The 25,245-nt window shown below is 71.0% G+C and carries 25 protein-coding genes; 11 read left to right on the top strand and 14 right to left on the bottom strand.

Annotation, left to right across the window (positions count from 1 at the left end; translation table 11 throughout):
• Position 1 precedes the first annotated feature (1 nt).
• Both FHR82_RS07455 and FHR82_RS07450 read left to right on the top strand, forming a co-directional pair.
• Positions 2 to 514 (top strand): flavin reductase family protein, encoded by a 513-nt coding sequence (locus FHR82_RS07455; RefSeq protein WP_311770944.1) that lies wholly within the window; start codon positions 2 to 4, stop codon positions 512 to 514.
• On the top strand, positions 511 to 1,857 hold the full coding sequence (locus FHR82_RS07450; protein ID WP_184809556.1) for a cation:proton antiporter: 1,347 nt from the start codon (positions 511 to 513) through the stop codon (positions 1,855 to 1,857). Before FHR82_RS07455 ends, FHR82_RS07450 begins: the two co-directional genes overlap by 4 nt.
• On the opposite strand, the gene FHR82_RS07445 is transcribed toward FHR82_RS07450, so the two are convergent.
• From FHR82_RS07445 to FHR82_RS07425, 5 genes are all read right to left on the bottom strand, one after another.
• Positions 1,830 to 2,957, bottom strand: a complete 1,128-nt coding sequence (locus FHR82_RS07445; protein ID WP_184809555.1) for a S1 family peptidase — start codon at positions 2,955 to 2,957, stop codon at positions 1,830 to 1,832. The genes FHR82_RS07450 and FHR82_RS07445 overlap by 28 nt on opposite strands.
• Before the next feature lie 213 nt (positions 2,958 to 3,170).
• Positions 3,171 to 4,115, bottom strand: coding sequence for an iron-siderophore ABC transporter substrate-binding protein (locus tag FHR82_RS07440; RefSeq protein WP_184809554.1), 945 nt, complete (start codon positions 4,113 to 4,115; stop codon positions 3,171 to 3,173).
• Complete coding sequence (locus FHR82_RS07435) at positions 4,112 to 4,933, bottom strand: ABC transporter ATP-binding protein (RefSeq protein WP_184809553.1); 822 nt, start codon at positions 4,931 to 4,933, stop codon at positions 4,112 to 4,114. The genes FHR82_RS07440 and FHR82_RS07435 overlap by 4 nt, the downstream gene beginning before the upstream one ends.
• Complete coding sequence (locus FHR82_RS07430) at positions 4,930 to 5,949, bottom strand: FecCD family ABC transporter permease (protein ID WP_184809552.1); 1,020 nt, start codon at positions 5,947 to 5,949, stop codon at positions 4,930 to 4,932. Before FHR82_RS07430 ends, FHR82_RS07435 begins: the two co-directional genes overlap by 4 nt.
• The gene (locus FHR82_RS07425) at positions 5,946 to 6,947 is read right to left on the bottom strand and encodes a FecCD family ABC transporter permease (protein ID WP_184809551.1); all 1,002 of its coding nucleotides are present in this window, start codon (positions 6,945 to 6,947) and stop codon (positions 5,946 to 5,948) included. The genes FHR82_RS07430 and FHR82_RS07425 overlap by 4 nt, the downstream gene beginning before the upstream one ends.
• Before the next feature lie 204 nt (positions 6,948 to 7,151).
• On the opposite strand from FHR82_RS07425, the gene FHR82_RS07420 reads away from it, so the two are divergent.
• Positions 7,152 to 8,807 carry an NPCBM/NEW2 domain-containing protein gene (locus FHR82_RS07420; protein ID WP_184809550.1) on the top strand — a complete coding sequence of 552 codons (1,656 nt, stop codon included), beginning with the start codon at positions 7,152 to 7,154 and terminating at the stop codon, positions 8,805 to 8,807.
• Positions 8,808 to 8,837: 30 nt separating this feature from the next.
• Here the strand turns inward: FHR82_RS07420 and FHR82_RS07415 are convergent, their stop codons facing one another.
• The 4 genes from FHR82_RS07415 to FHR82_RS07400 all read right to left on the bottom strand — a co-directional run bounded on the left by FHR82_RS07415 (position 8,838) and on the right by FHR82_RS07400 (position 12,116).
• Positions 8,838 to 10,421: a penicillin-binding transpeptidase domain-containing protein gene (locus FHR82_RS07415; RefSeq protein WP_311770943.1), complete on the bottom strand. Its 1,584-nt coding sequence runs from the start codon at positions 10,419 to 10,421 to the stop codon at positions 8,838 to 8,840.
• Between the two features lie 95 nt (positions 10,422 to 10,516).
• The gene (locus FHR82_RS07410) at positions 10,517 to 10,891 is read right to left on the bottom strand and encodes a hypothetical protein (RefSeq protein ID WP_184809549.1); all 375 of its coding nucleotides are present in this window, start codon (positions 10,889 to 10,891) and stop codon (positions 10,517 to 10,519) included.
• 215 nt (positions 10,892 to 11,106) lie between these two features.
• Positions 11,107 to 11,343: a hypothetical protein gene (locus FHR82_RS07405; protein WP_184809548.1), complete on the bottom strand. Its 237-nt coding sequence runs from the start codon at positions 11,341 to 11,343 to the stop codon at positions 11,107 to 11,109.
• The gene (locus FHR82_RS07400) at positions 11,340 to 12,116 is read right to left on the bottom strand and encodes an endonuclease I family protein (protein WP_184809547.1); all 777 of its coding nucleotides are present in this window, start codon (positions 12,114 to 12,116) and stop codon (positions 11,340 to 11,342) included. Before FHR82_RS07400 ends, FHR82_RS07405 begins: the two co-directional genes overlap by 4 nt.
• 156 nt (positions 12,117 to 12,272) lie before the next feature.
• Between FHR82_RS07400 and FHR82_RS07395 the strand changes: the two genes are divergently transcribed.
• Positions 12,273 to 13,754, top strand: coding sequence for a S8 family peptidase (locus tag FHR82_RS07395; protein ID WP_184809546.1), 1,482 nt, complete (start codon positions 12,273 to 12,275; stop codon positions 13,752 to 13,754).
• Here the strand turns inward: FHR82_RS07395 and FHR82_RS07390 are convergent.
• Together FHR82_RS07390 and FHR82_RS07385 are read right to left on the bottom strand one after the other, a co-directional pair.
• Positions 13,751 to 14,590, bottom strand: coding sequence for an alpha/beta fold hydrolase (locus tag FHR82_RS07390; RefSeq protein ID WP_184809545.1), 840 nt, complete (start codon positions 14,588 to 14,590; stop codon positions 13,751 to 13,753). The two genes, FHR82_RS07395 and FHR82_RS07390, sit on opposite strands and share 4 nt — an antisense overlap.
• Before the next feature lie 62 nt (positions 14,591 to 14,652).
• Positions 14,653 to 14,886: a hypothetical protein gene (locus FHR82_RS07385; protein ID WP_184809544.1), complete on the bottom strand. Its 234-nt coding sequence runs from the start codon at positions 14,884 to 14,886 to the stop codon at positions 14,653 to 14,655.
• Between the two features lie 130 nt (positions 14,887 to 15,016).
• Here FHR82_RS07385 and FHR82_RS07380 point away from each other — a divergent pair, with 130 nt between their 5' ends.
• Entirely contained in the window at positions 15,017 to 16,072 is a 1,056-nt protein-coding gene (locus FHR82_RS07380; RefSeq protein WP_184809543.1) for an NAD-dependent epimerase/dehydratase family protein, read from the top strand.
• Here the strand turns inward: FHR82_RS07380 and FHR82_RS07375 are convergent, their stop codons facing one another.
• Both FHR82_RS07375 and FHR82_RS07370 read right to left on the bottom strand, forming a co-directional pair.
• The gene (locus FHR82_RS07375; protein ID WP_184809542.1) at positions 16,073 to 17,533 is read right to left on the bottom strand and encodes an FAD-dependent oxidoreductase; all 1,461 of its coding nucleotides are present in this window, start codon (positions 17,531 to 17,533) and stop codon (positions 16,073 to 16,075) included. It abuts the gene before it with no gap.
• A gap of 4 nt (positions 17,534 to 17,537) precedes the next feature.
• A complete protein-coding gene (locus FHR82_RS07370) occupies positions 17,538 to 18,416 on the bottom strand; it encodes an AurF N-oxygenase family protein (protein WP_184809541.1) in 879 nt (292 codons plus the stop codon).
• Positions 18,417 to 18,521: 105 nt separating this feature from the next.
• Between FHR82_RS07370 and FHR82_RS07365 the strand changes: the two genes are divergently transcribed.
• Positions 18,522 to 19,247 (top strand): VOC family protein, encoded by a 726-nt coding sequence (locus tag FHR82_RS07365; RefSeq protein WP_184809540.1) that lies wholly within the window; start codon positions 18,522 to 18,524, stop codon positions 19,245 to 19,247.
• A gap of 45 nt (positions 19,248 to 19,292) precedes the next feature.
• On the opposite strand, the gene FHR82_RS07360 is transcribed toward FHR82_RS07365, so the two are convergent.
• Positions 19,293 to 19,955 (bottom strand): SDR family NAD(P)-dependent oxidoreductase, encoded by a 663-nt coding sequence (locus FHR82_RS07360; RefSeq protein ID WP_184809539.1) that lies wholly within the window; start codon positions 19,953 to 19,955, stop codon positions 19,293 to 19,295.
• A 74-nt stretch (positions 19,956 to 20,029) separates the two neighbouring features.
• On the opposite strand from FHR82_RS07360, the gene FHR82_RS07355 reads away from it, so the two are divergent.
• The 5 genes from FHR82_RS07355 to FHR82_RS07335 all read left to right on the top strand — a co-directional run bounded on the left by FHR82_RS07355 (position 20,030) and on the right by FHR82_RS07335 (position 25,230).
• Positions 20,030 to 20,812: an IclR family transcriptional regulator gene (locus FHR82_RS07355; protein ID WP_221463548.1), complete on the top strand. Its 783-nt coding sequence runs from the start codon at positions 20,030 to 20,032 to the stop codon at positions 20,810 to 20,812.
• A gap of 366 nt (positions 20,813 to 21,178) precedes the next feature.
• Complete coding sequence (locus FHR82_RS07350; RefSeq protein ID WP_311770942.1) at positions 21,179 to 21,934, top strand: ABC transporter permease; 756 nt, start codon at positions 21,179 to 21,181, stop codon at positions 21,932 to 21,934.
• Positions 21,935 to 21,973: 39 nt separating this feature from the next.
• The gene (locus tag FHR82_RS07345; RefSeq protein ID WP_184809537.1) at positions 21,974 to 23,023 is read left to right on the top strand and encodes an ABC transporter substrate-binding protein; all 1,050 of its coding nucleotides are present in this window, start codon (positions 21,974 to 21,976) and stop codon (positions 23,021 to 23,023) included.
• Positions 23,024 to 24,460, top strand: coding sequence for an FAD-dependent oxidoreductase (locus FHR82_RS07340; RefSeq protein ID WP_184809536.1), 1,437 nt, complete (start codon positions 23,024 to 23,026; stop codon positions 24,458 to 24,460).
• Complete coding sequence (locus tag FHR82_RS07335; RefSeq protein WP_184809535.1) at positions 24,460 to 25,230, top strand: DUF4437 domain-containing protein; 771 nt, start codon at positions 24,460 to 24,462, stop codon at positions 25,228 to 25,230. The genes FHR82_RS07340 and FHR82_RS07335 overlap by 1 nt, the downstream gene beginning before the upstream one ends.
• Positions 25,231 to 25,245: the final 15 nt, after the last annotated feature.

The following is a 25,245-nucleotide window of genomic DNA, read 5'->3' as shown; positions in this document are numbered from 1 at the left end:
CGTGCCGGACGGGTCGGCGCCGGACGAGTTCCGGTCGTTCATGAGCACGTTCTGCACGGGTGTCACCGTCATCACGGCGGTCGGTCGCGACGGCAGGCCGCACGGGTTGACATGCACGTCACTCACCAGCGTCACGGTCACCCCGCCGACGCTGATGGTGTGCCTCGACGTGCGCAGCGGCACCCTCGCCGCGGTCCGCGACAGCGGGCGGTTCGCGGTGAACCTGTTGCACGACGGCGGTCGCCGGGCGGCGGAGGTCTTCTCCTCCGCCGCACCGGACCGCTTCGAGCGAATTCCCTGGCAGTTCGGCAAAGCAGGCCAGTTGTGGTTGATGGAGGACGCGTTCGCGGTGGCGGAGTGCCGGGTCGCGGAGGCCGTCGCCGTGGGTGACCACGTGGCGGTCTTCGGCGAGGTGATCAACACCGAACAGCGCGCGGAAACCCCGCTGCTGTACGGGATGCGGCGGTTCGCGAGCTGGGCCGATCCCGGCGTGGCGACGGAGAAGGTGCCATGACGACACAGGCAGGCCGCCAGACGTGGCCTGGTGTGGTCGGCGGGCTCGTCGTGCTGGTCGGTGCCGGTCTGCTGTGGGGACCGGCGCTGTTCGACGGCCATCCCGGTGACCCGGTCGCCCGGTTCCTGTTCTCCGTCGCCGTGATCCTGTTGGTGTGCCACGTGTTCGGCGCGGTGCTCAAGCGGTTCGGGCAGCCGCCCGTGCTCGGGGAGGTGATCGGCGGGCTCGTGCTCGGCCCGTCCGTGCTCGGTCTGCTGTGGCCCGCCTCGCAGGGCTGGCTGTTCCCCGAACCGGTGCTCACCGCGCTGAACTACGCGGCACAGCTCGGTCTGATCGTGTTCATGTTCCTGCTCGGCTGTGAACTGCGCACCGACCGGCTCGGCAGCAGGCGGGTGGTCGGCGCGACCGTGCTCGGCGGCATGGGACTGCCGTTCGTCTCGGGCGCGGGGGTCGCGCTGGCGGCACCCGCGCTCGGCGGGGGCGGGACCGGGTTCGTGCTGTTCTTCGGGCTCGCGCTGTCGATCACCGCGTTGCCCGTGCTGGCACGGATCCTCGTCGACCTCGGCATCGCGGACACCCGGCTCGGGGTGACCGCGTTGTCGTCGGCGGCCGTGGGTGACGGGGTGGCGTGGTTCGCGCTGACCGTCATCCTCGCGGGCACCGGCCTGTCCGGCACCGGCAGCGTCGCGACGACCGCGGGGCTCGCCGCGGCGCTGGTGGTGGTGACCGTCCTGTGTGTCCGGCCCGCGCTGCGGGCGCTGGTGGACCGGGTCGCGTCGGCGCAGCTGCTGCTCGGCACGCTCGTCGTCGGCGCGATCGGGTACGCCGGGGTGACGCAGCTGATCGGGCTGCACCCGGTGATCGGGGCGTTCCTGTTCGGTGTGGCCGTGCCTCGGCACACGCCCGCGGTGACGCGGATCGGCGAGCAGCTGCAGGGGTTCGCGATCGCGATCCTGCTGCCGCTGTTCTTCGCGGGAGTCGGGCTGAGCACGTCGGTCGGCCTGCTCGGCGAGTCCGGGGGCAACTGGCTGCTGTTCGTGCTCGTGCTGGCGGTCGCGACGGTGACCAAGTTCGCGGGCGCGGGCGGTGCCGCGCGACTCGCCGGTCTCCCGGTACGGGACTCGCTCCGGCTCGGCACGCTGATGAACTGCCGGGGCGTGACCGAGCTCGTCGTGGCGACGATCGGGCTGCAGTACGGGTTCGTGAACGAGCTGGGCTTCACGATCCTCGTGCTGGTCGCGGTGATCACGACCGCGGCGACGGGACCGCTGATGAGAGCCGTCACCGCGCGCGGCGGTGACGGCTCTCCCGAGGATCAGGCGGTGACCAGCGAGAGGCCGTAGACGCCGAGGATCTCGTTGACGGGCTGGAACCAGGTCTGGCCTCCGGTGGAGCAGTTGCCCCAGCCGCCGGAGGTCACGCCCTGGGCCTGCTCACCGGTGATGAACGAGCCACCGGAGTCGCCGGGCTGGGCGCACACGCTGGTCTTCGTCATCTGGTGCACCGCGCCCTGCGCGTAGTTCACGGTCTCGTTCTTCGCGAGGACCGTGCCGCAGTGCCAGTGGGTCGTCGACCCGGACCGGCAGATCGACGAGCCGACCGGCGCCTCGGCGGAGCCGCGCACGAGCCGGTCCGCGACCGTGCCCCAGCCGAGCACGACCGGCGCGTTCCACCAGCCGCCGCCGGTGCGGATGAACGCGTAGTCGTTGCCGGGGAAGGACGAACCGGCGAACGTGCCCATCCACGAGCCGTCCCAGCCCACGACCGAGCTGTTCACGCCGCCGCAGTGGCCGGCGCTGACGAACCCGCCGTGCACGGAGAACCCGATCGAGCAGCGGGTGTTCCCGTTGATGTAGTACGGGTCGCCGCCGACCGTCCCGGCCGCGAACGTGGTGGGTGCCGCCGAGACCTCCTCGACGACCACCGGGCTCAGCCTGCGCGCGGCGGCGAGGAAGCCCTGGACGTCACCGCCCTTCTTCACGGTCACGACGAGCCCGCCGCTGCGCGGGTCGACCCGCCAGGCGGCCACGTCGGCAGGCGCCTTGAGCGTGTCGAGCCTGGCCTTGGCGGCGTCGAGCGCGGCGAGCGACTGTCCGACCTGGACGACGTCCGCGCCGGACGCGCGGACCGCGTCGTGCACCGCCCGGTCCGAAGTGGATACGGCGACGGTGAGCTTCCCGGTCTTCGCGTCGAACCAGGACCCGCCGAACGCGGCGCCCGCCGCCTTCTTCGCGACCGGGTCGACGGCCATGGCGGCCGACTCCTGGCGCAGGCGGGTCGTGACCTGGTCGGCGGTGAGCCCGAGGTCCCGCTGCATGGCGGCGACGAACCCGTCCTCCTGTGGCGCCGCCTGCGGGCTCGCGGTGGAGGTGGTCCCTCCGGCGAGGACGGTGCCCAGCACGAGGAGCGCGCCCGCGAGGGACGCGCACAGTTTTCTGTTCATGTGGTGTGCTCTCGTTTCTCAGCAGGGTCGAGAGAGGTGTGAGAGCGCTCTCATGGAACACGGTCGTATGTCAGGTGCCTCTTCGTCAAGGTCTAGACCACAACCGGATTTCGTTCACCCGTCGAACAACTGTGTCCACCACGTTCGCCGGGCCCTCGCGGATGCCCTGAAAGGCGCGCGTGGGCGGGGCGCGAGCCCCACACCACCCCGAGGCTAGACCGCGTCGGCGAACAGCGGGACCGTGTTCTCGATCGCGTACAGCGTGCCGAGGACCGAACCGCTGGAGAACGCGTTGATCATGTTCAGGTCCTCGAGGACCACCAGGTGCCCGGCCTTCGCGGACGGCAGCTGGTTGAGCACCCGGTCGGCCTTGATCGCCGACGCGTCCGAGCCGATCGGGAACACCACGGTCAGGTCCGCGTCGAGCAGTTCGACCTGCTCACGCGACAGGTCGATGTAGAACGACCCGGACGCCAGCTCCTGGATCCGCGGTTTGAGCGTGAACCCGATGCTCTCCATGAAGTCCGCACGCGCGTCGCCGCGTACGTACGCGCCGTACTTCTCGCTGAAGTAGGCCCCGACCGCGACCGACTTGCCCGCGAACTCCGGGTGCTGTTCCCGCACGTCGGCGAAGGAGTCCTCGACCTGCTTGACCAGCTTGTCGCCCTCGGCCTCCTTGCCGAGCGCGGTCGAGACCAGCTCCAGCTGCTGGCGCCAGGTCGTGCCGTAGGCCACCACGCCGGCGGGCGGCGCCACGGTCGGCGCGATCTTCGACAGCTCGTCGAACCTCTCCTTGCTGTTGTCCGACCGCGTGTCCAGGATGACGTCCGGCTTCAGCTCGAAGATCTGCTCGTAGTCCAGCTCCTGCGTGCCGAGCAGCACCGGCGGCTCGTCGTAGCGGCCCTCCGCCCACGGGCCGACACCCTCGCCGCCGAACGCGAGCCAGTCGCTCGCCGCGACCGGCCGCACCCCGAGCGCCAGTGCGGTCTCCGCGTCGGACCAGCCGAGCGCGACCACCCGCTTCGGGTCGGCGGGCACGGTCACGTCGCCGAACATGGTCTTGACGGTCGCGCCGCGTGGCTCCTCGGTCTCCTCGACCTGCCCGCACGCCGAGACGAGCAGGGCGGCGGCGAGGACGGTGGCGATCAGCTTTCTCAAGCGGAGTTCTCCATTCGGTGTCGGCTCTCCGGCACGACCATCGGGGTGCCGGAGAGTGGGTCGGGGATGATGCGGCTGCGCATGCCGAAGACGCGCTCGATGACGTCGGTGGTGACGACGTCGGCCGGGGCGCCCTCGGCGAGGATCGCGCCGTCGCGCATCGCGATGAGGTGGTCGGCGTAGCGGCAGGCCAGGTTCAGGTCGTGCAGTACCACGACGATCGTGGTGCCCGAGGTGACGTTGAGGTCGACGAGCAGGTCGAGCACCTCGACCTGGTGGGCCACGTCGAGGTAGGTGGTCGGCTCGTCGAGCAGCAGCAGGTCCGTGCGCTGCGCGAGCGCCATCGCGATCCACACCCGCTGCCGCTGCCCGCCGGACAGCTCGGCGACCGGGCGCGCGGCGAGCTCGATCGTGTCGGTGGCGGTGAGCGCCTCGTTGACCGCCGCGTCGTCCTGCGCTGTCCACCGGCGGAACCAGCCCTGGTGCGGGTAGCGGCCGCGGCCGACGAGGTCGGCGACCGTGATGCCCTCCGGCGCGGCCGGCGACTGCGGCAGGATGCCGAGCACCGTCGCGACCTCGCGGCCGGGGATGGTCGAGATGTCGCGGCCGTCCAGCTCGACCGTGCCGCCCACGGGGGCGAGCAGGCGCGCGAGTCCACGCAGGAGTGTGGACTTCCCGCAGGCGTTGGGCCCGACGATCATCGTCATCTTCCCGGGCGGGACCGCGACCGACAGGCCGTGGACGACCTCGCGCCGGTCGTAGGCCAGGCGCAGATCGGTCGCGGTCAGGGTGTGCTCAGCGAGGGTGTGCTCGGTCATCCGCCGTGCCCTCCACGGTTCATCCTGGCGAGCAGGAACAGCAGGTACGGGGCGCCGATGGCGCCGGTCAGCACACCGACGGGGACCTGGGGAAGGCCGGGTGCGTGCTGTGCGGCGAAGTCGGCGGCGGCGACGATCACCGCACCGGTCAGCGCCGAGGGCAGCAGTGCTGGCCCGCCGTCGCGTGCGAGCCGCCTGCCGATGGGTGCGGAGAGCAGTGCGACGAACGCGATCGGCCCGGCCGCGGCGGTCGCGGTGCCCGCGAGGGCGACCGCGCACACCAGCAGTGCCAGCCGGGTGCGCCGCACCTCGACGCCGAGGCCGCTCGCGGTGTCGTCGCCGAACGCGAGCAGGTCCAGCGCCCGCGCGGAGATCGCGGTGGCCGGCACGAGGATCGTGAGCGCGATGGCCAGCGGCACGAGCTCGTCGAGGCCGCTCTCGTTGAGGCTGCCGGTGAGCCACACGAGGGCGTCCTGCGCGCTGGTGACCTGGGAGCGGGTCATGAAGTAGCTGGTGACGCTGAGGAGGATCGCGGCGAGCCCGATCCCGACGAGCACGAGCCGGTAGCCGGTGACCCCGTCGCGCCAGGCCAGCACGTACATGAGGGCGGCGGTGAGGAGCGCGCCGAGCAGTGCGGCGAGCGCGACCGGCGGTCCCGCGGCGCCGAACACGACGATCGCGGTGACGGCCGAGGCACCCGCGCCCGCGCTGATGCCGATCACGTCCGGGCTTGCGAGGGGATTGCCGAGCAGGCTCTGCAGGACCGCGCCGGACAGCCCGAACGCGGCGCCGACGAGGAGTGCGGTCATGGCGCGGGGGAGGCGCCGCTCGAGGACGATGTAGTCGGTGGCGCGGCTGCCCTGACCGGCCAGTGTGGACAGGACGTCCGGCAGCGACACGACGGCCGTGCCGACGCTGAGCGCGAGCAGCAGCAGGGCGGCGGCGAGGACGGCGAGCACCAGGGTGGTGAGACGCGCTCTTCTGCGCACCCCGGCGACGACGGCGTGCGCGGTCACCGGCGCCGCACCAGTGCGATGAACACGGGCCCGCCGAGCACGGCCGTGACGATCCCGACCTGCACCTCACCTGGCCACGCGACGACCCGGCCGATGATGTCGGCGGCGAGCACGAGGATCGGTCCGAAGAGGAGCGCGCAGGGGAGGGCGAGCCGGTGGTCGGTGCCGGCGACCATGCGCGCGACCGGTGGCACCGCGAGCCCGACGAAACCGATCGGCCCGGCCGCGGCGGTCGCCGCCCCGCACAGCAGCACGACGGTGACCCCGGCGACCGCACGGGCGACGGCGGTGTTCTGCCCGAGCCCGGTGGCGACGTCGTCGCCGAGGACGAGGGTGTTGAGCAGCCGTCCCGACAGGAGCGCGAGCACGATGCCGATCACCAGGAAGGGCGTGACCTGTGCGAGGACGTCGGCGCCTCGGCCGGACAGCGAGCCGACCTGCCAGAGGCGGAACCGCTCGAACGTGTCGGTGTCGGTGAGCAGGACGGTCGTGGTGAGCGAGACGAACGCGGCGTTGGCGGCGGCTCCGGACAGCGCGATCTTGACCGGTGTGGCGCCTTCGCGGCCGAGTGCGCCAACGCCGTAGACGAGCACGGTGGCGACCAGTGCTCCCGCGAACGCGAACCAGACGTACCCGGTGAGGGAGGTGATCCCGAAGAACGTGATCCCGACGACGACGAGGAAGGACGCGCCCGCGTTGATCCCCAGCACCCCGGGCTCGGCGAGCGGGTTCCGCGCGACGGCCTGCATGACGGTGCCCGCGAGGCCCAGCGCGGCGCCGACGAGGACGGCGAGGACGGTCCGGGGAAGCCGCTCGTCGTGCACGAAGATGTGGTCGGTGCTGGTGGGGTCGAAGTGCAGGAGCGCGTCGAGGACGGTGGCGGCGGGGATCCCTTTGGACCCGATGAGGAGACTGGCCGCGACGAGCCCGAGCAGGACGAGGAGCGCGGCCGTGAGCGCGCCGGTCACCCGGACACGTGGCGCCCGCAGTGTGGTCACGACCCACCTCCTCTCCCTGAACTTAGGAGAGGCTAACAACACTTGATCGAGCCACTGAGCTGGCTCCCGGGCGCACTTCGCACACCGGGGGAGTGGTTCAACCAAATTCGCACGTTCTGTTGTCGAGTATTGACCGTACGTGTGCGGTCGTTCGACGATGATGGTGCCGAGGGCACTGGGGTACGCGAGGATCGGGGCTGCGCAATGACGCGTCGGGCCGGGTTGGGTGTGGTTGTCGTCCTGTTGCTGGCGACCGTGGTCGGGGCTTCCGCGGGGCCGACCGCGCCGAGGGCGGTGGCGGTGGAGAACGGGCTCGCGCGGACACCCGCCATGGGGTTCAACAACTGGAACGCCACCCACTGCCGTGCGGAGTTCAACGAGCAGATGGTGCGCGCGATCGCCGACATCTTCGTCGCACGGGGGCTCCGGGACGCCGGGTACCAGTACGTGAACCTCGACGACTGCTGGGCGCTGCCGCAACGCGACGCGGCAGGCAACCTCGTGCCGGATCCGGTGCGCTTCCCCAACGGCATCAAGGCCGTCGCCGACTACGTGCACGCCAAGGGCCTCAAGTTCGGCATCTACACGAGTGCGGGCACCAGGACCTGCAGTGACATCGGCTTTCCCGGTGCCATCAACCACGAACAGCAGGACGCGAACCTGTTCGCCTCCTGGGGTGTCGACTACCTCAAGTACGACAACTGCGGCGACCACCTCGGGCAGTCCGCGCAGGAGCGGTACACCAGGATGCGCGACGCGCTCCGCGCCACCGGCAGGCCGATCCTGTTCTCCATCTGCGAATGGGGCCAGAACGCACCGTGGGACTGGGCGCAGCCCGTCGGCAACAGCTGGCGCACCACCGGCGACATCTCCGACAACTGGGGCAGCATGCTCGGCATCTTCAAGGCCAACGTCGGTCTCGCGCACCACGCGCAGCGCGGCGCCTGGAACGACCCGGACATGCTCGAGGTCGGCAACGGCGGCATGACCGCCACCGAGTACCGCAGCCACTTCTCCTTGTGGGCCATGATGAACGCGCCCCTGCTGATCGGCTCGGACCTGCGCGGCGTCGACCAGGCGACGTTCGACATCCTCACCAACCGCGACGTGATCGCGCTGAACCAGGACGGGCTCGGCGTGCAGGGGGAGGAGATCTCGAACGCGAACGGCCTGCACGTGCTGACCAAGCCGCTCGACGACGGGGACGTCGCGGTCGCGCTGTTCAACGAGACCGGTGCCACCGCGACGATCGGCACGACCGCCGCCGCGGCCGGGCTCGGCAACGCGACGTCCTACCAGCTCAAGGACCTGTGGACGAAGGCGGTCACCACGAGCACGGGGACGATCAGCGCGTCGGTGCCCGCGCACGCGACCGTCGTGTACCGGGTCAGCCGTGCCGGCACGTTCGCGGCGCCGCCCGTCGGCACCACGCAGGTGTCCGCGCTGCCCGCGAGCCTGTCCGCCAGTGCGTGGGGCCCGGTGGAACGCGACCGCAGCAACGGCGAACGCGCCGCTGGTGACGGCCGCACGCTGACGATCGGCGGCACCACCTACGCCCGCGGCCTCGGCGTGCACGCCCGCAGCGAGGTGCGGTACTACCTCGGCGGCCGCTGCACGAGCTTCCAGGCCTGGGCAGGCGTCGACGACGAGACCGGCGCGGAAGGCAGCGTGACCCTCGAAGTGTGGGGCGGCGGCTCGATGCTCGCGACCACCGGCGTGGTCCGCGGCACCGACGCGCCGAAACGCGTCACCGCGAACGTCACCGGGCTGCGGTACGTCCACCTGGCAGCACTGCCCACAGTGGACGGACCGCGCTACGACCACGCCGACTGGGCCGACGCGACGATCACCTGTTCCTAGTGTTCTGAGCCGGACTTTCGACCCAGGACACTAGCCGAGGCCGGTCAGGAAGTTCCTCGTCACCGCGACCGCGGTCGACGAGGACTGGCCGTCCTGGACGAGGACGGCGAAGGCGAGGTCGTCGCGGTAGCCGGTGAACCAGCCGTGTGCGCTGCCGGAGGTCTCCGCGGTGCCGGTCTTCCCGTGCACCTGGCCCAGTCCCGCGAGTTCCGTCGCCGTCCCGGAGGTCACCACCGACCGCATCATCGTGCGCAGCGACCGGATCACCCCGGACGGCGGCGCCTCGTAGCCCGCCGTCACCTCGGTCGGCAGCGTCGCCCACAGGCGTGGTGTGACGGCCCGCCCCGCGGCCACGGTCGCGCTCATCACCGCCATGCCGAACGGGCTCACCTGCACCTGGCCCTGGCCGATGCTGTTCTCCACCTGCTGCACGCCGTTCACCGCGACCGGGACGCCGCCGATCTCCGTGTCGACGCCCGGGATCACGAAGTCGGCGCCGAGACCGAGCTGGTTCGCCGCGTTCGGGAGCGCGTCCAGTGGCAGGTCCGCCGCGGTCGTCGCGAAGCTCGTGTTGCACGACCGCGCGAACGCCGTCCGCAGCGGCACCTCGCCCAGGTCGAACGAGTCCGCGTTGCGCACGGTGCGCTGCCCGATGGTCGCGGAGCCGGGGCACGGCACGACCGTGTCCACATCGGCCGCGCCCGCCTCGATCAGCGCGGTCGCCGTGGCGATCTTGAACGTCGAGCCTGGCGCGAAGAGGCCGTGCAGCGCGACCGGACCGCTGTCCACCGAACCGTTCTGGGCCACCGCGAGGAGGTCACCCGTCGACGGCTGGATCGCCACCAGCATCGTCGGCAGGTCCTGGGCGTCCACCGCCGCCTGTGCCGCCTGATGCACCGGTCTGCTCACCGTCGACGTGAGTGCCGCCGCCTTGGCGCCGTGCACCACCTCGACGTCCTTGCCGGCCGCGTCGGTCAGCGCGACGTACCAGGCGCCTTTCGCCGCGACCTCTCCCATGCGTGGCAGCAGCACGGGCGCGGCAGGCGGTGCGGCCGCCGTCGTCCCGGTCGCGGTCCACGTCAGCAGCGGCGCGCCGTCGCGGTCGAGCACCGCGGGCTGTCCGGCCTGGTCGTGGACCGCCAGGCTGTGCCCGGCGGTGAGTTTCGGGTGCACCAGCGCGGGATCCCAGTGCACGCGCCACCCGTCGCCCTCGACGAGCCGCAGCGCGCTCTCGTAGGTCCACGTGTGGCCGGTGCCCAGCTCCCACGTCAGCGTGAACCGCTGGTTCGCGGTGTCGGTGAGCGTGTCCCTGCTCGCGGTCACGGACGTCGGGGCGAGCGACTTCAGCACCGCGGCCAGGTGGGTGTCGGCGGCGGCCGGGTCGTCGGTCAGCGCGGCGGCGGCGGTGGTCCGGCCCGAGGTGAAGGCGTCCAGGAACGCGCTGGTCACCTCGAGCGCGGACGGTGGCGGGTCCTCGGCCTCGGCGACCGGCGCGGCGTCGGTGCCGTCAGTGTTGTCCGTGTTGTCGGCGGGTAGCAGTTGCAGCACACCCAGCGCGGTGATCACGACGACCAGCACGGCACCGGCCACGAACACGATTTTCTGACGTGACACGAATCCCCCAGGAGTCGCCCCGACCCGTCACCGAGGGTACCGCGCGATGTCCGATTCCTGTCGGTGGTTCGTGCGGGACACGACGGCCTGACCGGTCACCGCCTGCCGCGGCGCAGCGCGGAGTGCACTCGGACCCGGCGTTCCCGCTGGTCGCTGCCGGAGCCGCCGCCGGCTTCGGGGTCGGGCAGGGACAGCAGCTCGTCGATCACCTCGTAGGCCGTGCCCCTGGTGTGCCACAGCACGGTCCGCGCCAGCATGATGTTCGGCTCGCTGTCGGGCAGCCGGGTCGCGGTGGCCTCGTCCTCGCCGTACAGCTCGAGGATGTCGATCACGCCGTGGTGGACGCGGACGCCGACGAGCGCGTCGATCGAGCCGTCGTCGGCGTGGTCGGTCGCGAACTCGTAGTCCAGCGCACGCATCGCCTCGAGCCGGACGCCGATGTCGTTCGGTGCGCCTGCCGGTCCGCCCATCGCAGTCTGCCCCCACGGAGAAACGGTCGCGGCGGGCGGGAGGCGGGGGCTCGGCCTTTCCCGTCGCTGTGAAAAGACACCGTACCGGATGTGCGAACTGTATACACCATGATGTGGTGCTTCTGTTGTGGAAAATTCTCCGGAAGTTTCGGTGCCCAAGAACCCGTTGACGGTGGTGCGACGCCGGGACTGGAATCCTTGACGGGTCAACGAATTCACGGGGTGTGATGGCCGCGGAGTTCCACCTGCTCGGTGCGGTCGAGGTGCTGCTCGACGGGCGGCCGGTCGACATTCTGTTGGCACTGCGGTGAGGTCCCGGCACCACCACGCGCGAAACCATGCCTCGGCGTGCTCGACGCGTCGGACGAGGACTGGGCGCCGGTGTTCCAGCCGCCGTGCGACTCGACCGGACAGGGCCAGGTCTTCGAGCTGGTGCCGAAGGCCTCACTCACCAGATCGCGTCGGCCCACTCCGGGTGGTCGACGAACGGGTTGCGGTTGTTCTGGTACTGGGAGTGGATCAGGTCGTTCCGTGCCTGTTCCGAGGCGTCCGGCGGGTCCTGCGTGTTCCACTCCAGCAGCACGGACAGCCTGCCCATGAACGGCGCCGAGTCGTTGCCGACCGAGTCGTTCGGCTCCAGGTCGGCGAAGCCGTCGTCGCCGTCGTAGCGGACGGCCATGTAGAGGATGCCGCGGGCGATGTCGCCCTTCACGGTGTCGCGGGGTTCGAACGAGTCCTCGTCGACGAGGCTGTCCGGCGCGCCGTCCACCGGCGAGCCGCCGTTGTCGAAGTCGAGGTTGCCGCGGATGGAGTTCACGCCCACCTCGGACGGGCGCAGGTGGTGCAGGTCGGTGCCGGGACCGGGGGACGTGCCGAAGTCGCCGTGGCTCTGCGCCCACGTGTGCTCGCGGTTCCACTGGTCGGCGTCGCCGCCGTTGGCGTTCTCCGGCATGGACGCACCGCTGTAGACCATGATCACGCCGGCCGCGTCGGCCGGGTCCTCGTCGGTGACCTTCAGCGCGTCCCACACCTCGTCGTAGGTCAGGTGCGTGCCGTTCCCGATGATCTCGTGCAGTGCCGCGTGCAGCTCCGCACCCGTCTTGCCCTCGGCCGCGTCGTAGTAGCCGGGCGGGATGTCCGCGGAAGCGCTGGGGACCAGGAAGACGGCGGCGCCGAGCGCGACGCCGACGGACGTGAGCAGGGCTGTCCGACGTAAGGCAGGCATGTGTTGCTCCAAGGGGGACCGGGGCACCTGTTGAAGAAACCCTGACATGCCGAGTGGTTGGTTTGACACCAACGAACGTCGGTGATCGTATTTGTGCGTCACCTGTTTGAGGGTCACTCGTTAGTGGAGTGACTGTTGCCGCAGGTTGGAGGGCTGATGATCCGTCGTACTTGGCGTGCGTCCGCACGCGTGCTGGGCGCGGCCGCCGCCGCGGTACTCCTCATTCCGTTGGGAGCACCCGCTTCCGCGGCGCCGCCCGTGCTCGCGCCGCTGTCGGCGTCACTCTCCGCGACGCTGGACGCCGCCGCGGCCGCGCTGCCGATGACGGTCCTCGTCCACGGCACCGACCTCGCGTCGGCGAAGGCCGCGGCCGGGCAGGCCGGGCTCACCGAGATCACGAGCTTCCGGCGGATCGGGGTCGTCGCCGCCGCGGGCACCGCGGCCCAGGTCCGGGCGGTCCGCGCGCTGCCGGGCGTGACCTACGTCGAGGCCAACGACCCGATCACGTTCTTCGCGAGTTCCGGCACCACGGCGACCCGCAGCCGTGTCGCGCAGCAGACGCTCGTCGGCGCGAACGGCGCGAAGCTCGACGGTACCGGCGTGTCCGTCGCGGTGATCGACAGCGGCATCGACCCGGCGCACCCCGCCTTCAAGGGCGCCGACGGCAAGACCCGCGTGGTCCGCAGCCTCAAGGGCGTGTGCCTCACCGAGGCGACCACGAACTGCCTGATCGACGTGCCCACGTCCGTCGACACCGACCTGCTCGCGGTCGGCGGGCACGGCACGCACGTCAACGGGATCGCCGCGGGTACCCCCTACACGCTGGGCAACGGCACCACCGTCGGCGGTTCCGCGCCGGGCGCGAAGATCGTCTCGCTGTCGGTCGGCGCGGCGCTGCTGATCGTCGGCGCCGACGCCGCGCTGAACTGGGTGCTCGAGAACCACGCCGCGCCGTGCGGCGCCGGGGTGCCCGCCTCGACCTGCCCGCCGATCAAGGTGATCAACAACTCGTACGGGCCGTCCGGCGGCGGCGAGTTCGACCCGAACTCGGCCACCGTGAAGATCCAGCGTCAGCTGGCCGCGGAGGGCGTGGTCACGGTGTGGGCCAACGGGAACGACGGCGGCGACGGGTCCGAGAACCTGTCCAACCCGGCGGGCACCGACCCGACGCCGGGCGTCCTGTCGGTCGCCTCGTACAACGATCTCGGCACCGGTACCCGGGACGGCGCCGTGTCCGAGTTCTCCTCGCGGGGCGCCGCCGCTGACCAGGCCACGTGGCCGGACATCTCCGCGCCTGGCGAGAACATCCTGTCCGCGTGCAGGCTGTACCTGCCGATCTGCGCGACCGGCCTGCAGCCGGTGAACGGGCCCGGTGCGCTGGACCTGGGCACCTACAACGTCATCAGCGGCACCTCGATGGCGGCACCGCAGATCACGGGCATCGTGGCGCAGCTGTTCCAGGCCGCGCCCGGCGCGAGCCCTGGGCAGATCGAGGACACGCTGAAGTCCACGGCGTACCGCTTCGCGGCCGGTGCGCCGTACCAGCAGGCCGGGCCGTACCTGTCGAGCTATGACAAGGGCACCGGTCTGGTGGACGTGGTCGCGGCCGCCACCGCGCTGGGCGCCGGTCCCGCCTAACGCAGGAACTCAGCCACGGTGGGCACGAACCAGGCCGGGTCGTCCAGCCACGGGAAGTGCCCACCGCGGGGCTGCACGACCAGTCGTGCGGACTGGAACAGCGTGACGAACTCGGCGGCGCACTTCGGCGGGAGCCCGACGTCGTACTCGCCGACGACCATCAGCACGGGTGCGGTCAGGCTGCTGAGCTCGGCGCGGGTGGCGTCGGGGTCGAGCGCGTTCGCCGAGTAGTACACCGCCGCCGCGTCCGCGTTGATCTGCTCGGCCTCACGGGCGGCGAACGCCTGCCGGCCCGCGTCCCAGACACCGTGCGAGAACGGGACGATCGCGGTCCAGTTCGCGCCGGAGAAGTCGCCGGTCCAGATCCGTTCGAACGCGGCGAAGGCGTCGGCGAACCAGCGTTCGCCACGGCGCAGCTCCGCGACCTCGCGGCGGGCCGCGTCGGTGATCTCGATGCCGACCGGTCTCGGGCTGGGGCTGACCAGCACAAGTCTTCGGACGCGGTCCGGGTGGCGGGTGGCGTACCGCAGCGCGAGCGTGCCGCCCGCGGAATGCCCGAGCAGGTCGATCCGATCGAGTCCGAGGTGGGTCCGAAGCACCTCGACGTCCTCGATCTGCCGGTCGCACCGGTACGTTTCCTGGTCGGCCGGAATCGCCGAGTCGCCGGTGCCGCGCAGGTCGAGGCGGATGACGTTGGTGTGGGCGGACAGGCCGCCAAGGTCCCCCAGATAGACCGATGCCTGCATGGGGCCGCCCGGCAGGCAGATCAGCGGGGCTCCCGAGCCTGCGCTGTGGCAGGCGAGCCGTGTGCCGTCATTGGCAGAGAAGGTGGCCACGGCGCAAGATCTTAGGGAAGGCCCGGTCGGCACGCCGTCCGACCGGGGCCTTGTGTCGCGGGTCAGGATGAGAGCCTCCTGCCGAGCATCGCCTTGCCCTGCTCGGCGCCCTTGCGGCTTTCGGCCTGGGCGCGGCGGAAGAACTCGGCCAGCTCGTCGTCGCCTTCGCGTTCCGCGTCCTGGATGTAGGTCTCCAGGCGGAGGGTGTTGCTCAGGCACGCCTCCACGAACCAGATGATGTTGTAGTCCTTGTCCTGCGTACCGGTCACGTTTCCGGTCTCTGCAGTGGTGGACATCGCTCCTCCTTCGAGACTCGTCGGTGGTCTCCTCGGGATGGCTACCCACTTTTCCGCCGGTGATGCTGCGTTTCGCCGTCGGTGCGCCGGGTAGCCACCCGGTCCGACGAGCTACAGACAAGGTGCCGTCATGAAAATCGTGGTGACGGGTGCCAGCGGCAACGTGGGCACCGCCGTGGTCCGGGCGCTGAGCGCGGACGAACGGGTCGAGACGATCACCGGAATCGCGCGCCGTGCGCCGGAATGGGACGTGCCGAAACTGCGGTGGGTCACCACCGACCTCGGTGCGGACGACCCGGACGCACTCGATGGGGTGATTTCCGGCGCGGACGCGGTGATCCACCTGGCGTGGCTGTTCCAGCCCGCGCGCGACCCGCTCGTCACCTGGCGCACCAACGTGCTCGGCAGCCTCCGGGTGTTCGAGTCCGTCGCCCGCAACGCGGTGCCCGCGCTGGTGCACGCGTCGTCGGTGGGTGCCTACTCGCCGGGCCCGAAGGACCGCCGGGTCGACGAGAGCTGGCCAGCGCACGGGTGGCCGGACGCGGCCTACACCAGGGAGAAGGCGTACCTGGAGCGGGCGCTGGACGCGTTCGAGGCCCGGCACCCCCAGGTGCGGGTGGTGCGGATGCGCCCGGCGTTCCTGTTCCAGCGCGCGTCCGCGAGCCAGCAGCGCAGGCTGTTCGCGGGGCCGCTGCTGCCGAACAAGCTGGTGCGGCCGGGGCTGATCCCGGTCGTGCCCGACCTGCCGGGCCTGCGGATGCAGGCACTGCACACCGACGACGCCGCGGAGGCGTATCGGCTCGCGGTCCTCGGCGACGCGCGGGGCGCGTTCAACCTCGCGGCGGACCCGGTGGTGGACGCCGGTCTGCTGGCCGAACTGCTGGGCGCACGGGTGGTGCGGCTGCCCACGTGGCCGGTCCGTGCCGCGGTGGTCGCGGCGTGGCGGCTGCACCTGTCGCCCGCCGCGCCCGGGCTGTTCGACGCGGTGCTGCACATGCCGTTGATGGACTCGACCCGCGCGCACAGCGAGCTGGGCTGGACGCCGCGGCACGACGCCGCCGACGTGCTGGCCGAGTTCCTGGCCGGGCTGCGCGACGGTGCGGGACTGCCGACACCGCCGCTGGCACCCGAGATCCCGGGGGGCCGGGTCGGCGAGCTGCGGACGGGCGTGGGCAGCAGGCCCTGATCAGCGCCGGAGGAACCGGCGCCCGCGCCCCCGGGTGGGGTTGAGCAGGCCCGCCGCCGCGTCCGCGAGCAGTGCGCCCACGGTCTCCTCGGCGCACGCCCTGTTCGCGCCGATGCCGCCGGACGGGCCGCGCTTCACCCAGCCCACCACGTACGTTCCCGGCCGCACCCGTCCGCCGGTGTTCGGGATCGTGCCGCTGTCGTCGTCGAACGGCAGCCCGGACAGCGGTGTGGCGCGGTGGCCGATCGCGCGGACGACCCGACCCGTGGTGATCTCCACGCCGTCGGTCAACCGCAGTCCCCGCACCTCGCCGTCGCCGATGACGGCCGCCGGGGTGGCGTGGAACCGGAGCACGATGCGCCGGCGTCCGTGCGGTGGCGCGGCGGACCAGTCGACGGTCTCCCGCCGCACGTCCCGCAGCAGCGCGGCCTTCCCGTCCTCCGCCGCGCCCGCCCGCGGGTCGTGCGCGTCGACGACCAGGTCCACGGCGTCCTGCCCGGTCAGCGCGAGCAGTTCCGGCCGCGTGTACGCCGCGTCCCCGGGCCCCCTGCGCCCGAGGAGCACGACCTCGCGGACCTTGCTCGACCGCAGCGCCGCGAGCGCGTGCGGCGCGATCGACGTGCCCGCCAGTGTGGCCGGGTCCGCGGTCAGGATCCGCGCCACGTCGAGCGCGACGTTCCCGTTGCCCACCACCACGACCCGCTCCGCGGACAGGTCCACCGCGTCCGCCAGCACGTCGGGGTGGCCGTTGTACCAGCCGACGACGGTCGTCGCGGCGATGCTGCCCGCGAGGTCCTCACCCGGGATGCCCATGTCGCGCGCGACCGCCGCCCCGACCGCGTAGATCACCGCGTCGTGCCGCCGCGCCAGCTCGTCGGCCGTGACATCCCGGCCGACCTCGACGCCCAGCCGGAGCCGCAGGCGCGGATGGCTGTGGAACCGGGCGAACACCTCGCCGATCCGTTTCGTGGCCGGGTGGTCGGGCGCGACGCCGAACCGGATGAGGCCGCCCGCGACCGGTAGCCGGTCGACGAGCGTCACGGAGGCGTTGGTGTGCGACAGGAGGTCCTGGACCGCGTACATCCCGGCGGGTCCGGTGCCGACCACCGCGACGTCCAGCGGTGCGAGGTCGCTCGGGATGAGGCGGTGGAACGAGGGCGGGCCCCACGCGTGGAAGTTCGGCGAGGCGTCCATGTCGGGCAGCGCCTTGCCTTCGTAGTACTCGGCATTGATGTCCACATAGGACTTCAAGGGCTCGGTCAGCGCGTCGACCGGGAAGATCGCGTCCACCGGGCACGCGTCCGCGCAGGCGCCGCAGTCGATGCAGGTGCGCGGGTCGACGTAGAGCATGTCGGTCGTGCCGAAGTCCGGCTCGTCCGGCGTGGGGTGGATGCAGTTGACCGGGCACACGGCGACGCACGACGCGTCGGTGCAACAGGTCTGCGTGATCGCGAACGCCATGACGTCAGATCAGGTTGGCGCGCTGGTAGAAGTGCATGGCGGACCGGGTGAGCAGACCGCAGGAGTCGAGGAACTCCATCAGGCCGGCGCAGCTGGAGCGCAGCATGGACTTGTGGTGCTCGTTGGCCTTCGCCTCCCGCAGCGCCCGCTTCTCGTCGAGGCCAGCGTTCGCGTACACCTTGTCGTTCCACATGCTGGTGACGATGTGGTACGCGGCGATCGACACCACCAGCGCGTTGACCTGCTTGCGCAGCCTGCCCGCGCCACGCAGCCGCTCCCTGGTCTCCTCGCGGGCGAACTTCATGTGCCGCGACTCCTCGACCACGTGGATGTTGTTGATGGTGCGGACGAAGGGCGCCACGCGTTCGTCGCGCATCCAGTCGCGCTGCATGACGTCGAGGACCTCCTCGGCGACGAGGATCGCCGCGTAGGCCGCCTCGCCGAACGCGATGGCCTTGAACGCGCGGCCGAGTTCGATGACGTGCCGCTTCGGCCGGTAGGCGGGTGCCCCCAGCTTCGCGGCGCCCCGCGCGAACATGATCGAGTGCCTGCACTCGTCGGCGATCTCGGTCAGCGCCCACTGGAACGCGGGGTCCGTGGGGTCCTTGGCGTAGAAGTCCCGCAGCACCATCTGCTGCAGGATCATCTCGAACCAGATCCCGGTGCTGGCGACGGACGCGGCCTCCTGGCGGGTGAGCGCCCGTTGCTGCTCGGGGGTCATCTCGGCCCAGTAGGCGGTGCCGTAGAGGGTGCTCCACTCCGGGCTGGCGCCGTGGTGGGCGGTGTCGAGCGGGGTCTCCCAGTCGACCTCGCGCACGGGGTCGTACGACAACGTCTCGGCCGAGTCCAGCAGCCGCTGTGCCACACTCTGGTGCGTAGTCATGTTACCTCCGTTTACTGTTACCAACAGTAACACGAACTTGCGGGCGCGCGCGACGGTCGCTGACGTCGAATGTCTCGTTGTCGGTGCCTGGAGGATGATGTCCGCATGGCTGTAACAGGACGTTTGGAGCTGGCGGCGTTCGACGCGCCGGACATCAAGAAGCTCGCGGAGTTCTACACCGCTCTCACCGGGTGGCAGGTCGTGCGCGACGTGGATGGCTGGATCACCATCCGCGCCGAGGACGGGCAGGAGATCGCGCTCCAGGAGGCGCCGGACCACGTGCCGCCGCGGTGGCCCGACCCGGCCGCGCCCCAGCAGATGCACCTGGACCTGTTCGTCGAGGACAACGAGGCCGCGGCGGTGCGGGCGGAGTCGCTTGGCGCCACCCGGCTCGCCACCGGGTCCGACGACGGCGCGCACTGGATCACGCTCGCCGATCCCGCCGGGCACCCTTTCGACCTCTGTCGCAAGAAGGGGATCGGGCCGGGGATCGTGCTGTTCGCGGTGAACATCGACGCGCCGGACGCCGCGGGGCTGGCCCGGTTCTACAGCGCGTTGATGGGCATGGAGGTCGTGTACGAGGGGTCGGAGGGGGCCATGATCTCCGGTGGCGGGAAGAGCGTGATGTTCCAGCAGGTCGCCGAGTTCACGCCGCCTCGGTGGCCGGACCCGGCCGCGCCGCAGCAGGCTCACCTGGACATCCAGGTCGAGGACCTGGACGCCGGGGAGGCCCGGGCCATCGAGCTGGGGGCCACTCGGCTGCCCAATCCGGAGGAGCGCTTCCGGGTGTTCGCCGATCCCGCGGGGCATCCGTTCTGCCTGACCACCTGAGGCGGCTTCTCGTCCCTCAGGCCGCCTCCTCGTGGGAGTGCGGGGTCAGCCCATCCACAGGCCGCCGTTCACGTCGATCACCGTGCCGGTGATCGACGCGGCGGCGGGGGAGCAGAGCCAGCCGACCGTGCCCGCTATCTCCGCCGGACTGGTGACGTGGCCCAGGGGCACCGACGCGATCAGGGCTGCCATCTCGTCGGTGGTCAGGCGGTCCAGCATCGGGGTGGTGACCGGGCCCGGGGCCAGGCAGTTGGCCCGCACGCCCCGGCCTGCCTGGTGCTTCGCCAGGTGGCGGGTCAGGCCGATGATGCCTGCCTTCGCCACCGCGTAGGCCGGGCCCGACAGCTCGTTGCCGCCGTGGCGGCCGTTGACCGAGCTGAACAGGACCACCGAACCACCAGCCCGCATCCTGGGCAGGGCCTGGCTCGTGACCACGGCCGCCGAGGTGAGGTTGTCGGTCAGCACGCGGTTCCACTCCGCGAGATCCAGGTCCTCGATGCCGCCCTTGCCCACGGAGCCCGCCGCGTGCACGACCACGTCCACCGACGGGACGTCCGCCAGCAGCGACGCGACCGAGGCCGGGTCCGCGGCGTCGTGGCCCAGGGAGCGGTCCAGCACCACGACCTCGTCGCCCCGGTCCCGGAACCAGTCGGCGCACGCCCGGCCGATGCCGCCCGCGCCGCCTGTCACCAGTGTTGTCGTAGCCATGGGCGCATTGTGACCGCTCGCGGGTACAGGCGGGTCGTGTCATGGCTCACGGTGATCACCTAGAATCCCGCACCATGACGGCGGACATCGAGGACGGTGAGACCAGCAGTGGGATCACCCGTGCTCTCAAGGTGATCTTCGCCGTCGCCGAGTCGGCCGAGCCCGATGTCGGGGTTTCCGAGCTCGCCCGCACCCTCGGGTACAGCAAGACCGTCGTGCACCGGGTGGTGCGGACGCTGGTCGCCAGCGGGTTCTTCCTCGTCGACGAGCGCACCCGTCGATACCGGCTCGGGCCCGGCGCCGTGAGTGTCGGCCTGGCCGCGCTCGCGCGCATGGAGGTGCCCAGCGTCGCGCAGCCGCACATGGAGCGGCTCGTCGCGGCCACCTCCGAGACCGCGACCCTGTCGGCCAGGTACGGGGACCAGCGGATGTACCTCACGCAGGTGCTGTCGCCCCAGGAAATCCGCATGGCCGTGCCGCTGGGGCAGCTGTTCCCCCTGCACGTCGGCGGGTCGTCCAAGGCCATCCTCGCCTCGCTCGCGCCCGACGAGCTGACCGGCTACCTCGACCGCGCGCTCACCGGCACCATGTCGGTCACCAGCCGCGAGGAGCTCGAGGACCAGCTGCGCCGCATCCGCCGTCGCGGGTACGCGGTCAGCCGCGGGGAACGGCAGGTCGACGCCGGGTCGGTCGCGGCCCCGGTGTTCGACGCGACCGGGCGTGTGTACGGAGCGTTGTCGATCTGTGGCCCGGTCGGGCGGATCAGCGACGACAAGATCGAGGAGTACGGCGCGCTCATCACCGAGGCCGCCGCCGCCGTCTCGGCCGGTCTGGGATACCGGCGCGCGGGCGCCTGATCTTTTACCCGCAAGGAATACGCGTTACCCCGGCGTTTCAGCCGCAGCTCACGAGTCCGGTGAGGACACTTCCGACGGTCTGATGAGGACTGTCCCGGTGACACTGCGCGTCCGCGTCCGTGCACACTGTCCGTAACGCTTGAGTTCATCCGGAATTTGACCGCGCGATGCCTTGACCGTCGTTCGAACGCCTGCCTAGCATACCGGCATCCGTTACGGCGTTCCGCTAAGCGTTACGCGCGGCCCGTCCAAAGGATCCGTGGAGGACACCGCATGGTCAGTGCGACGCAGGCCCCAGCTCGACCCGAGTCCCCGTCCGCCCCGCGCGCGCCGCGCAAGGAGAGCGGTCCCCGATGGTTGTTGTGGGTGACGACGCCACTGATCTTCGCGGCGATCATCGGGCTCTGGAAGCTGTACACGGTCGTCTCCGGCGTCAGCGAGCTGATCATGCCGCCACCCGAGCAGGTGTGGACGGCGCTGATCGAGCTGCTCGGCGACGAGATGATCTACGAGGCCACGTACATCACGTTCTACGAGACGATCGTCGGTTTCGGCATCGCCGTCGTCGTCGGGGTCGCGCTGGGCATCGCGCTCGGCAAGATGCGGTCATTGGAACGGGTGCTGTCGCCGTTCCTCGTGGCGACGCAGGTGGTGCCGAAGGTCGCGATCGTGCCGCTGCTGTTGCTGTGGTTCGGTTTCGGCCTCTCGTCCAAGATCTTCATGGCCGCGATCATCAGCTTCTTCGTGATGATGCAGAACACGATTCTCGGCATCCGCTCCATCGAGGCGGGCCACCGCGACCTCATGCGCGTCATCCAGGCGCCGTGGTGGAAGCGCGTGATCTCGCTCGACATCCCGTCCTCGCTGCCCGCCGTGCTCACCGGCATCGAGCTGGGCATCGTCTTCGCGATCACCGGCGCGATCGTCGGTGAGTACCTGGGTGGCGACGAGGGCCTCGGCGCGCTCGCCACGGTGATGCTCGCGGCGCTGCGCACCGACCAGCTGTTCGCCGTCGTGATCATCATGACCGTCCTCGGCTTCCTGCTCTACGCCGTGGTGGCGGGCATCCGCCGGTTCGCGATCCCCTGGCACGAGTCGTCGGGGCGTGCCACCAGCCTCTAGTCCCTTGTGGACCCAGCAGACCCAGGAGTGTCCGGCATCATGGATCGACGTTCTTTCCTGCGCAACAGCGGCCTTTTCGCGATCACCACCGCCGCGGGCAGCACCTTCGTGATGGCGTGCGCGCCGTCCACGGGCAACGACTCGGCGAACCAGGCCGCGGCAGGCCCGAACGCGAAGGACGCCACGTTCATCACCCCGTTCCAGCACATCATCAACTACGCCGACATCTACGTCGCGATCCAGGAGGGCTACTTCGCCGAGGAGGGCCTGAACGTCGACGTCGTCGGCGGCAGCGGCACGGCCAGCTCCGTGTCGCAGGTCTCGGCGAACCAGGGCCTGGTCGGCAAGGCCGCGGCGATCAACACCTGCCCGCTCATCGCCGACACCGGCGCCACGATCATCACGGTCGCGCAGGGCGACCAGAAGAGCCAGTACAGCGTCGCGTCCACACCGGACAACCCGCTGACGCACCCGGAACAGTGGCAGGGCAAGACGATCGGCGTCATCTCCAAGGGCGGGTCGACCGAACTGCTGCTCGACGCGATGTCCGTCGCGGTCGGGCTGGACCCGAACAAGGTCAAGAAGGTCGTCACGGGCGCCGACGTCGGCTCGTTGGAGTTCCTCAACCGCGGCGAGGTCGACGGCTTCATCACCTACATCGGCTCCGAGTCGGCGTTCAAGCAGCGCGAGATCGAGCTGAACTACCTCAACACCGACGAGTTCGCGAAGATGCCGGGCGACTCCTACTTCGTGAAGACCGCGGACGTGGAGAAGGAGGCCGAGGCGATCACCGGCTTCCTCCGCGCGTCCCGCAAGGGCTACCAGTTCGTGGAGAAGCCGGAGAACCTGGAGAAGGTGCTCTCCGCCGTCGGCGCGTTCAACAAGGTCGAGGTGCAGGACGAGGAGCTGGCGAAGCTCAAGGTCGACGCTCAGCCGGTGATCTGCAGGTCGGCGGCAGGCGAGTACCTCACCATCGACATGCCTGCGTGGGAGTCGGCGGTCGAGCTGATGCGCAAGTCCGGGATCATGAAGGACACGTCGCGTCCGATCGAGGACTTCGTCACCACCCAGTTCGTGGAGCAGATCTGAGTGGGTGACGACATCGACGCCGCGAAGGCCGACCTGCTGATCGTCGGCGCGGGCACCGCGGGACTGCCCGCGGCGATCGAGGCCGCCCGGCACGGGTTGCGGGTGACCGTCGTCGAGCAGGCCGACCAGGTCGGCGGCACGCTGTGGCGCTCGTGGGCGCAGCTGTCCGCGGGTGGCACCGCGCTGCAGCGCGAACGCGGCATCCACGACAGCCCCGACCTGCACTTCGACGACGTGATGCGGATCAGCAAGAACACCGCGGACCCGGAGCTGGTGCGGCTCGCGGTCGACCACGCGCCGGAGACCGTGGACTGGCTGATGTCCGCCGGGTTCGACATGGACCCGGCGGCGCCCGCGATCCTCTACTTCCACGAGCCGTACACGCTGCCCCGCACCTACTGGGGCACGCGCGGCGGGAACTCCGTGCTGGAGGTCCTGATCCCGCGGTTCGAGCGGGTGTGTGCCGAGGGCTCGGTGACGTTGCTGCTCAACACGACGGTTACCGCGCTGCGCGCCGACGGTCCGAACCGGGTGGCGGGCGTGACCGTGTTCGGGCCGGACGGGGTGCGTGCCGACCTCGACGCGGACCACGTGCTGCTGACCAGCGGCGGCTACTCGGGCAACGCTGAACTGTTCCCGCAGCTCACCGGCGGTGCGCCACTGGTGGGACCGGGCGCGCCGACGTCGACCGGCACCGGCCTGCTCGCCGCGCTCGACCTCGGCGCCACCACCCGCGGCGGCGACCTGTTCCTGCCCACCTACGGCGGTGTCCTGCTGCCCGACAGTCCGTCGAGGACAGTCCCGCTCGACGACTACCCGCAGCTCACGCCGCAGTCGCGGCTGCCGTGGGAGATCCACGTCAACGAGCGGGGGGAGCGGTTCGTCGCCGAGGACACCGACAGTGTCGACGTCCGGGAGAGGGCCTTGCTCGACCAGCCCGGCCTGCGGTTCTGGGTGGTCTACGACGACGCGGTGCGGCAGAAGGCACCCGCGCTGTTCCCGAGCTGGGCCGAGGAGGACCTGTCGGAGGCGTTCGCGACGCACCCGTCGTTCGCCACCGCCGACACGATCGAGGAACTGGGCGAGCTGGCCGGGGTGGACCCGGCGGGGCTCACCCGCTCGGTCGAGGAGTACAACGCCGCGGTCGCGTCCGGTGTGGACCAGCTGGGACGCGAGCACCTGCCGCTGCCCATCGAGCGCGCCCCGTACTACGCGGTCCGCAACCACGGGTCGACGTTGAAGAGCCCGGCGGGGCTGGTCGTCGACAAGGACCTGCGCGTCGTCGGCGGGTCGGGTCCCGTGGAGAACCTGTACGCGGCGGGGGAGGTGCTCGGCGGCAGCACGCTGTCGGGCAAGTCGTTCGTGAGCGGGATGAGCGTGACGCCCGCGTTGTCGTTCGGGCGGCTCATCGGCCGCCGTGCAGCTGGGAGTGCGTGATGTGGAACCGGTCCGATGTGGACTTCATCGACAGCGCGGACGTGCCGTGGGAACGGCCGGCCGAGGGTGAGTTCGGGTTCCTCGGCGGCGGCCGCAAGCGGGTGCTGAGCCGGGACCTCGGCGACGGCGCCGAGACGGCCGTGCAGCGGGTCGTCGACCCGCAGCGCGGGGTGCTCGCCGCCGAGCTGGACGCGTACGTGCTCGCCGGGGGCGGGGTGCTGAACGGCGAGACGATCGAGGTCAACGACTACGTGCACATCGCGGCGGGCGCCGAGCTGGACCTGGTGCCGGGTGTGCGCGGGCTGGTCCTGTACTGCGGGTTCTGGACGACCCCGGTGTTCGGACCCGGTGAGGGGGACCCGGGCGCCATCTCCGTCACCCACACCGAACGTCTCCAGTGGACACCGGCGACGTGGAGTGGTGAGGTCGAGCTGCGGCCCGGCGCCATGCTCAAGACACTGCGGAAGGACGACCGCGCCTACATCTACCTGGCCGCGATGATGCCGGGCTGGCGGTCGGAGTCCGAGGAGTCGCACCCGGTCTACGAGGAGTCCTACAAGATCTACGGCGACGTCCTCATGGGTGCCCGCGGCGTGATGCGGGAGGGCTCGTACTTCTTCCGCTCGCCGGGCATCTTCCACGGGCCGCTCTACTCCCGCGGCGGGACGATGTCGTTCATCCGGTCCGACGCGGCCACCACCACCGAGTACCGGGACCCCGCGCCGGGCGGCGCGTGGGACGAGCTGGCGAGGCAGGCGTATGTCGACTGAGCGAAGCTTGCGGAG

Source organism: Actinophytocola algeriensis (assembly GCF_014203735.1).
GTDB classification, from domain to species: domain Bacteria; phylum Actinomycetota; class Actinomycetes; order Mycobacteriales; family Pseudonocardiaceae; genus Actinophytocola; species Actinophytocola algeriensis.
The sequence above is the reverse complement of the archived record's forward strand: the minus strand, read 5'-3'. Positions and strand labels throughout refer to the sequence as shown.

Excerpts from the sequence above, each read along its gene's own strand:
- FHR82_RS07450 (WP_184809556.1), top strand. The coding sequence starts at position 511 with ATGACGACACAGGCAGGCCGCCAGACGTGGCCTGGTGTGGTCGGCGGG.
- FHR82_RS07445 (WP_184809555.1), bottom strand. The coding sequence starts at position 2,957 with ATGAACAGAAAACTGTGCGCGTCCCTCGCGGGCGCGCTCCTCGTGCTG.
- FHR82_RS07435 (WP_184809553.1), bottom strand. The coding sequence starts at position 4,933 with ATGACCGAGCACACCCTCGCTGAGCACACCCTGACCGCGACCGATCTG.
- FHR82_RS07420 (WP_184809550.1), top strand. The coding sequence starts at position 7,152 with ATGACGCGTCGGGCCGGGTTGGGTGTGGTTGTCGTCCTGTTGCTGGCG.
- FHR82_RS07410 (WP_184809549.1), bottom strand. The coding sequence starts at position 10,891 with ATGGGCGGACCGGCAGGCGCACCGAACGACATCGGCGTCCGGCTCGAG.
- FHR82_RS07400 (WP_184809547.1), bottom strand. The coding sequence starts at position 12,116 with ATGCCTGCCTTACGTCGGACAGCCCTGCTCACGTCCGTCGGCGTCGCG.
- FHR82_RS07395 (WP_184809546.1), top strand. The coding sequence starts at position 12,273 with ATGATCCGTCGTACTTGGCGTGCGTCCGCACGCGTGCTGGGCGCGGCC.
- FHR82_RS07385 (WP_184809544.1), bottom strand. The coding sequence starts at position 14,886 with ATGTCCACCACTGCAGAGACCGGAAACGTGACCGGTACGCAGGACAAG.
- FHR82_RS07380 (WP_184809543.1), top strand. The coding sequence starts at position 15,017 with ATGAAAATCGTGGTGACGGGTGCCAGCGGCAACGTGGGCACCGCCGTG.
- FHR82_RS07375 (WP_184809542.1), bottom strand. The coding sequence starts at position 17,533 with ATGGCGTTCGCGATCACGCAGACCTGTTGCACCGACGCGTCGTGCGTC.
- FHR82_RS07370 (WP_184809541.1), bottom strand. The coding sequence starts at position 18,416 with ATGACTACGCACCAGAGTGTGGCACAGCGGCTGCTGGACTCGGCCGAG.
- FHR82_RS07365 (WP_184809540.1), top strand. The coding sequence starts at position 18,522 with ATGGCTGTAACAGGACGTTTGGAGCTGGCGGCGTTCGACGCGCCGGAC.
- FHR82_RS07360 (WP_184809539.1), bottom strand. The coding sequence starts at position 19,955 with ATGGCTACGACAACACTGGTGACAGGCGGCGCGGGCGGCATCGGCCGG.
- FHR82_RS07355 (WP_221463548.1), top strand. The coding sequence starts at position 20,030 with ATGACGGCGGACATCGAGGACGGTGAGACCAGCAGTGGGATCACCCGT.
- FHR82_RS07345 (WP_184809537.1), top strand. The coding sequence starts at position 21,974 with ATGGATCGACGTTCTTTCCTGCGCAACAGCGGCCTTTTCGCGATCACC.
- FHR82_RS07335 (WP_184809535.1), top strand. The coding sequence starts at position 24,460 with ATGTGGAACCGGTCCGATGTGGACTTCATCGACAGCGCGGACGTGCCG.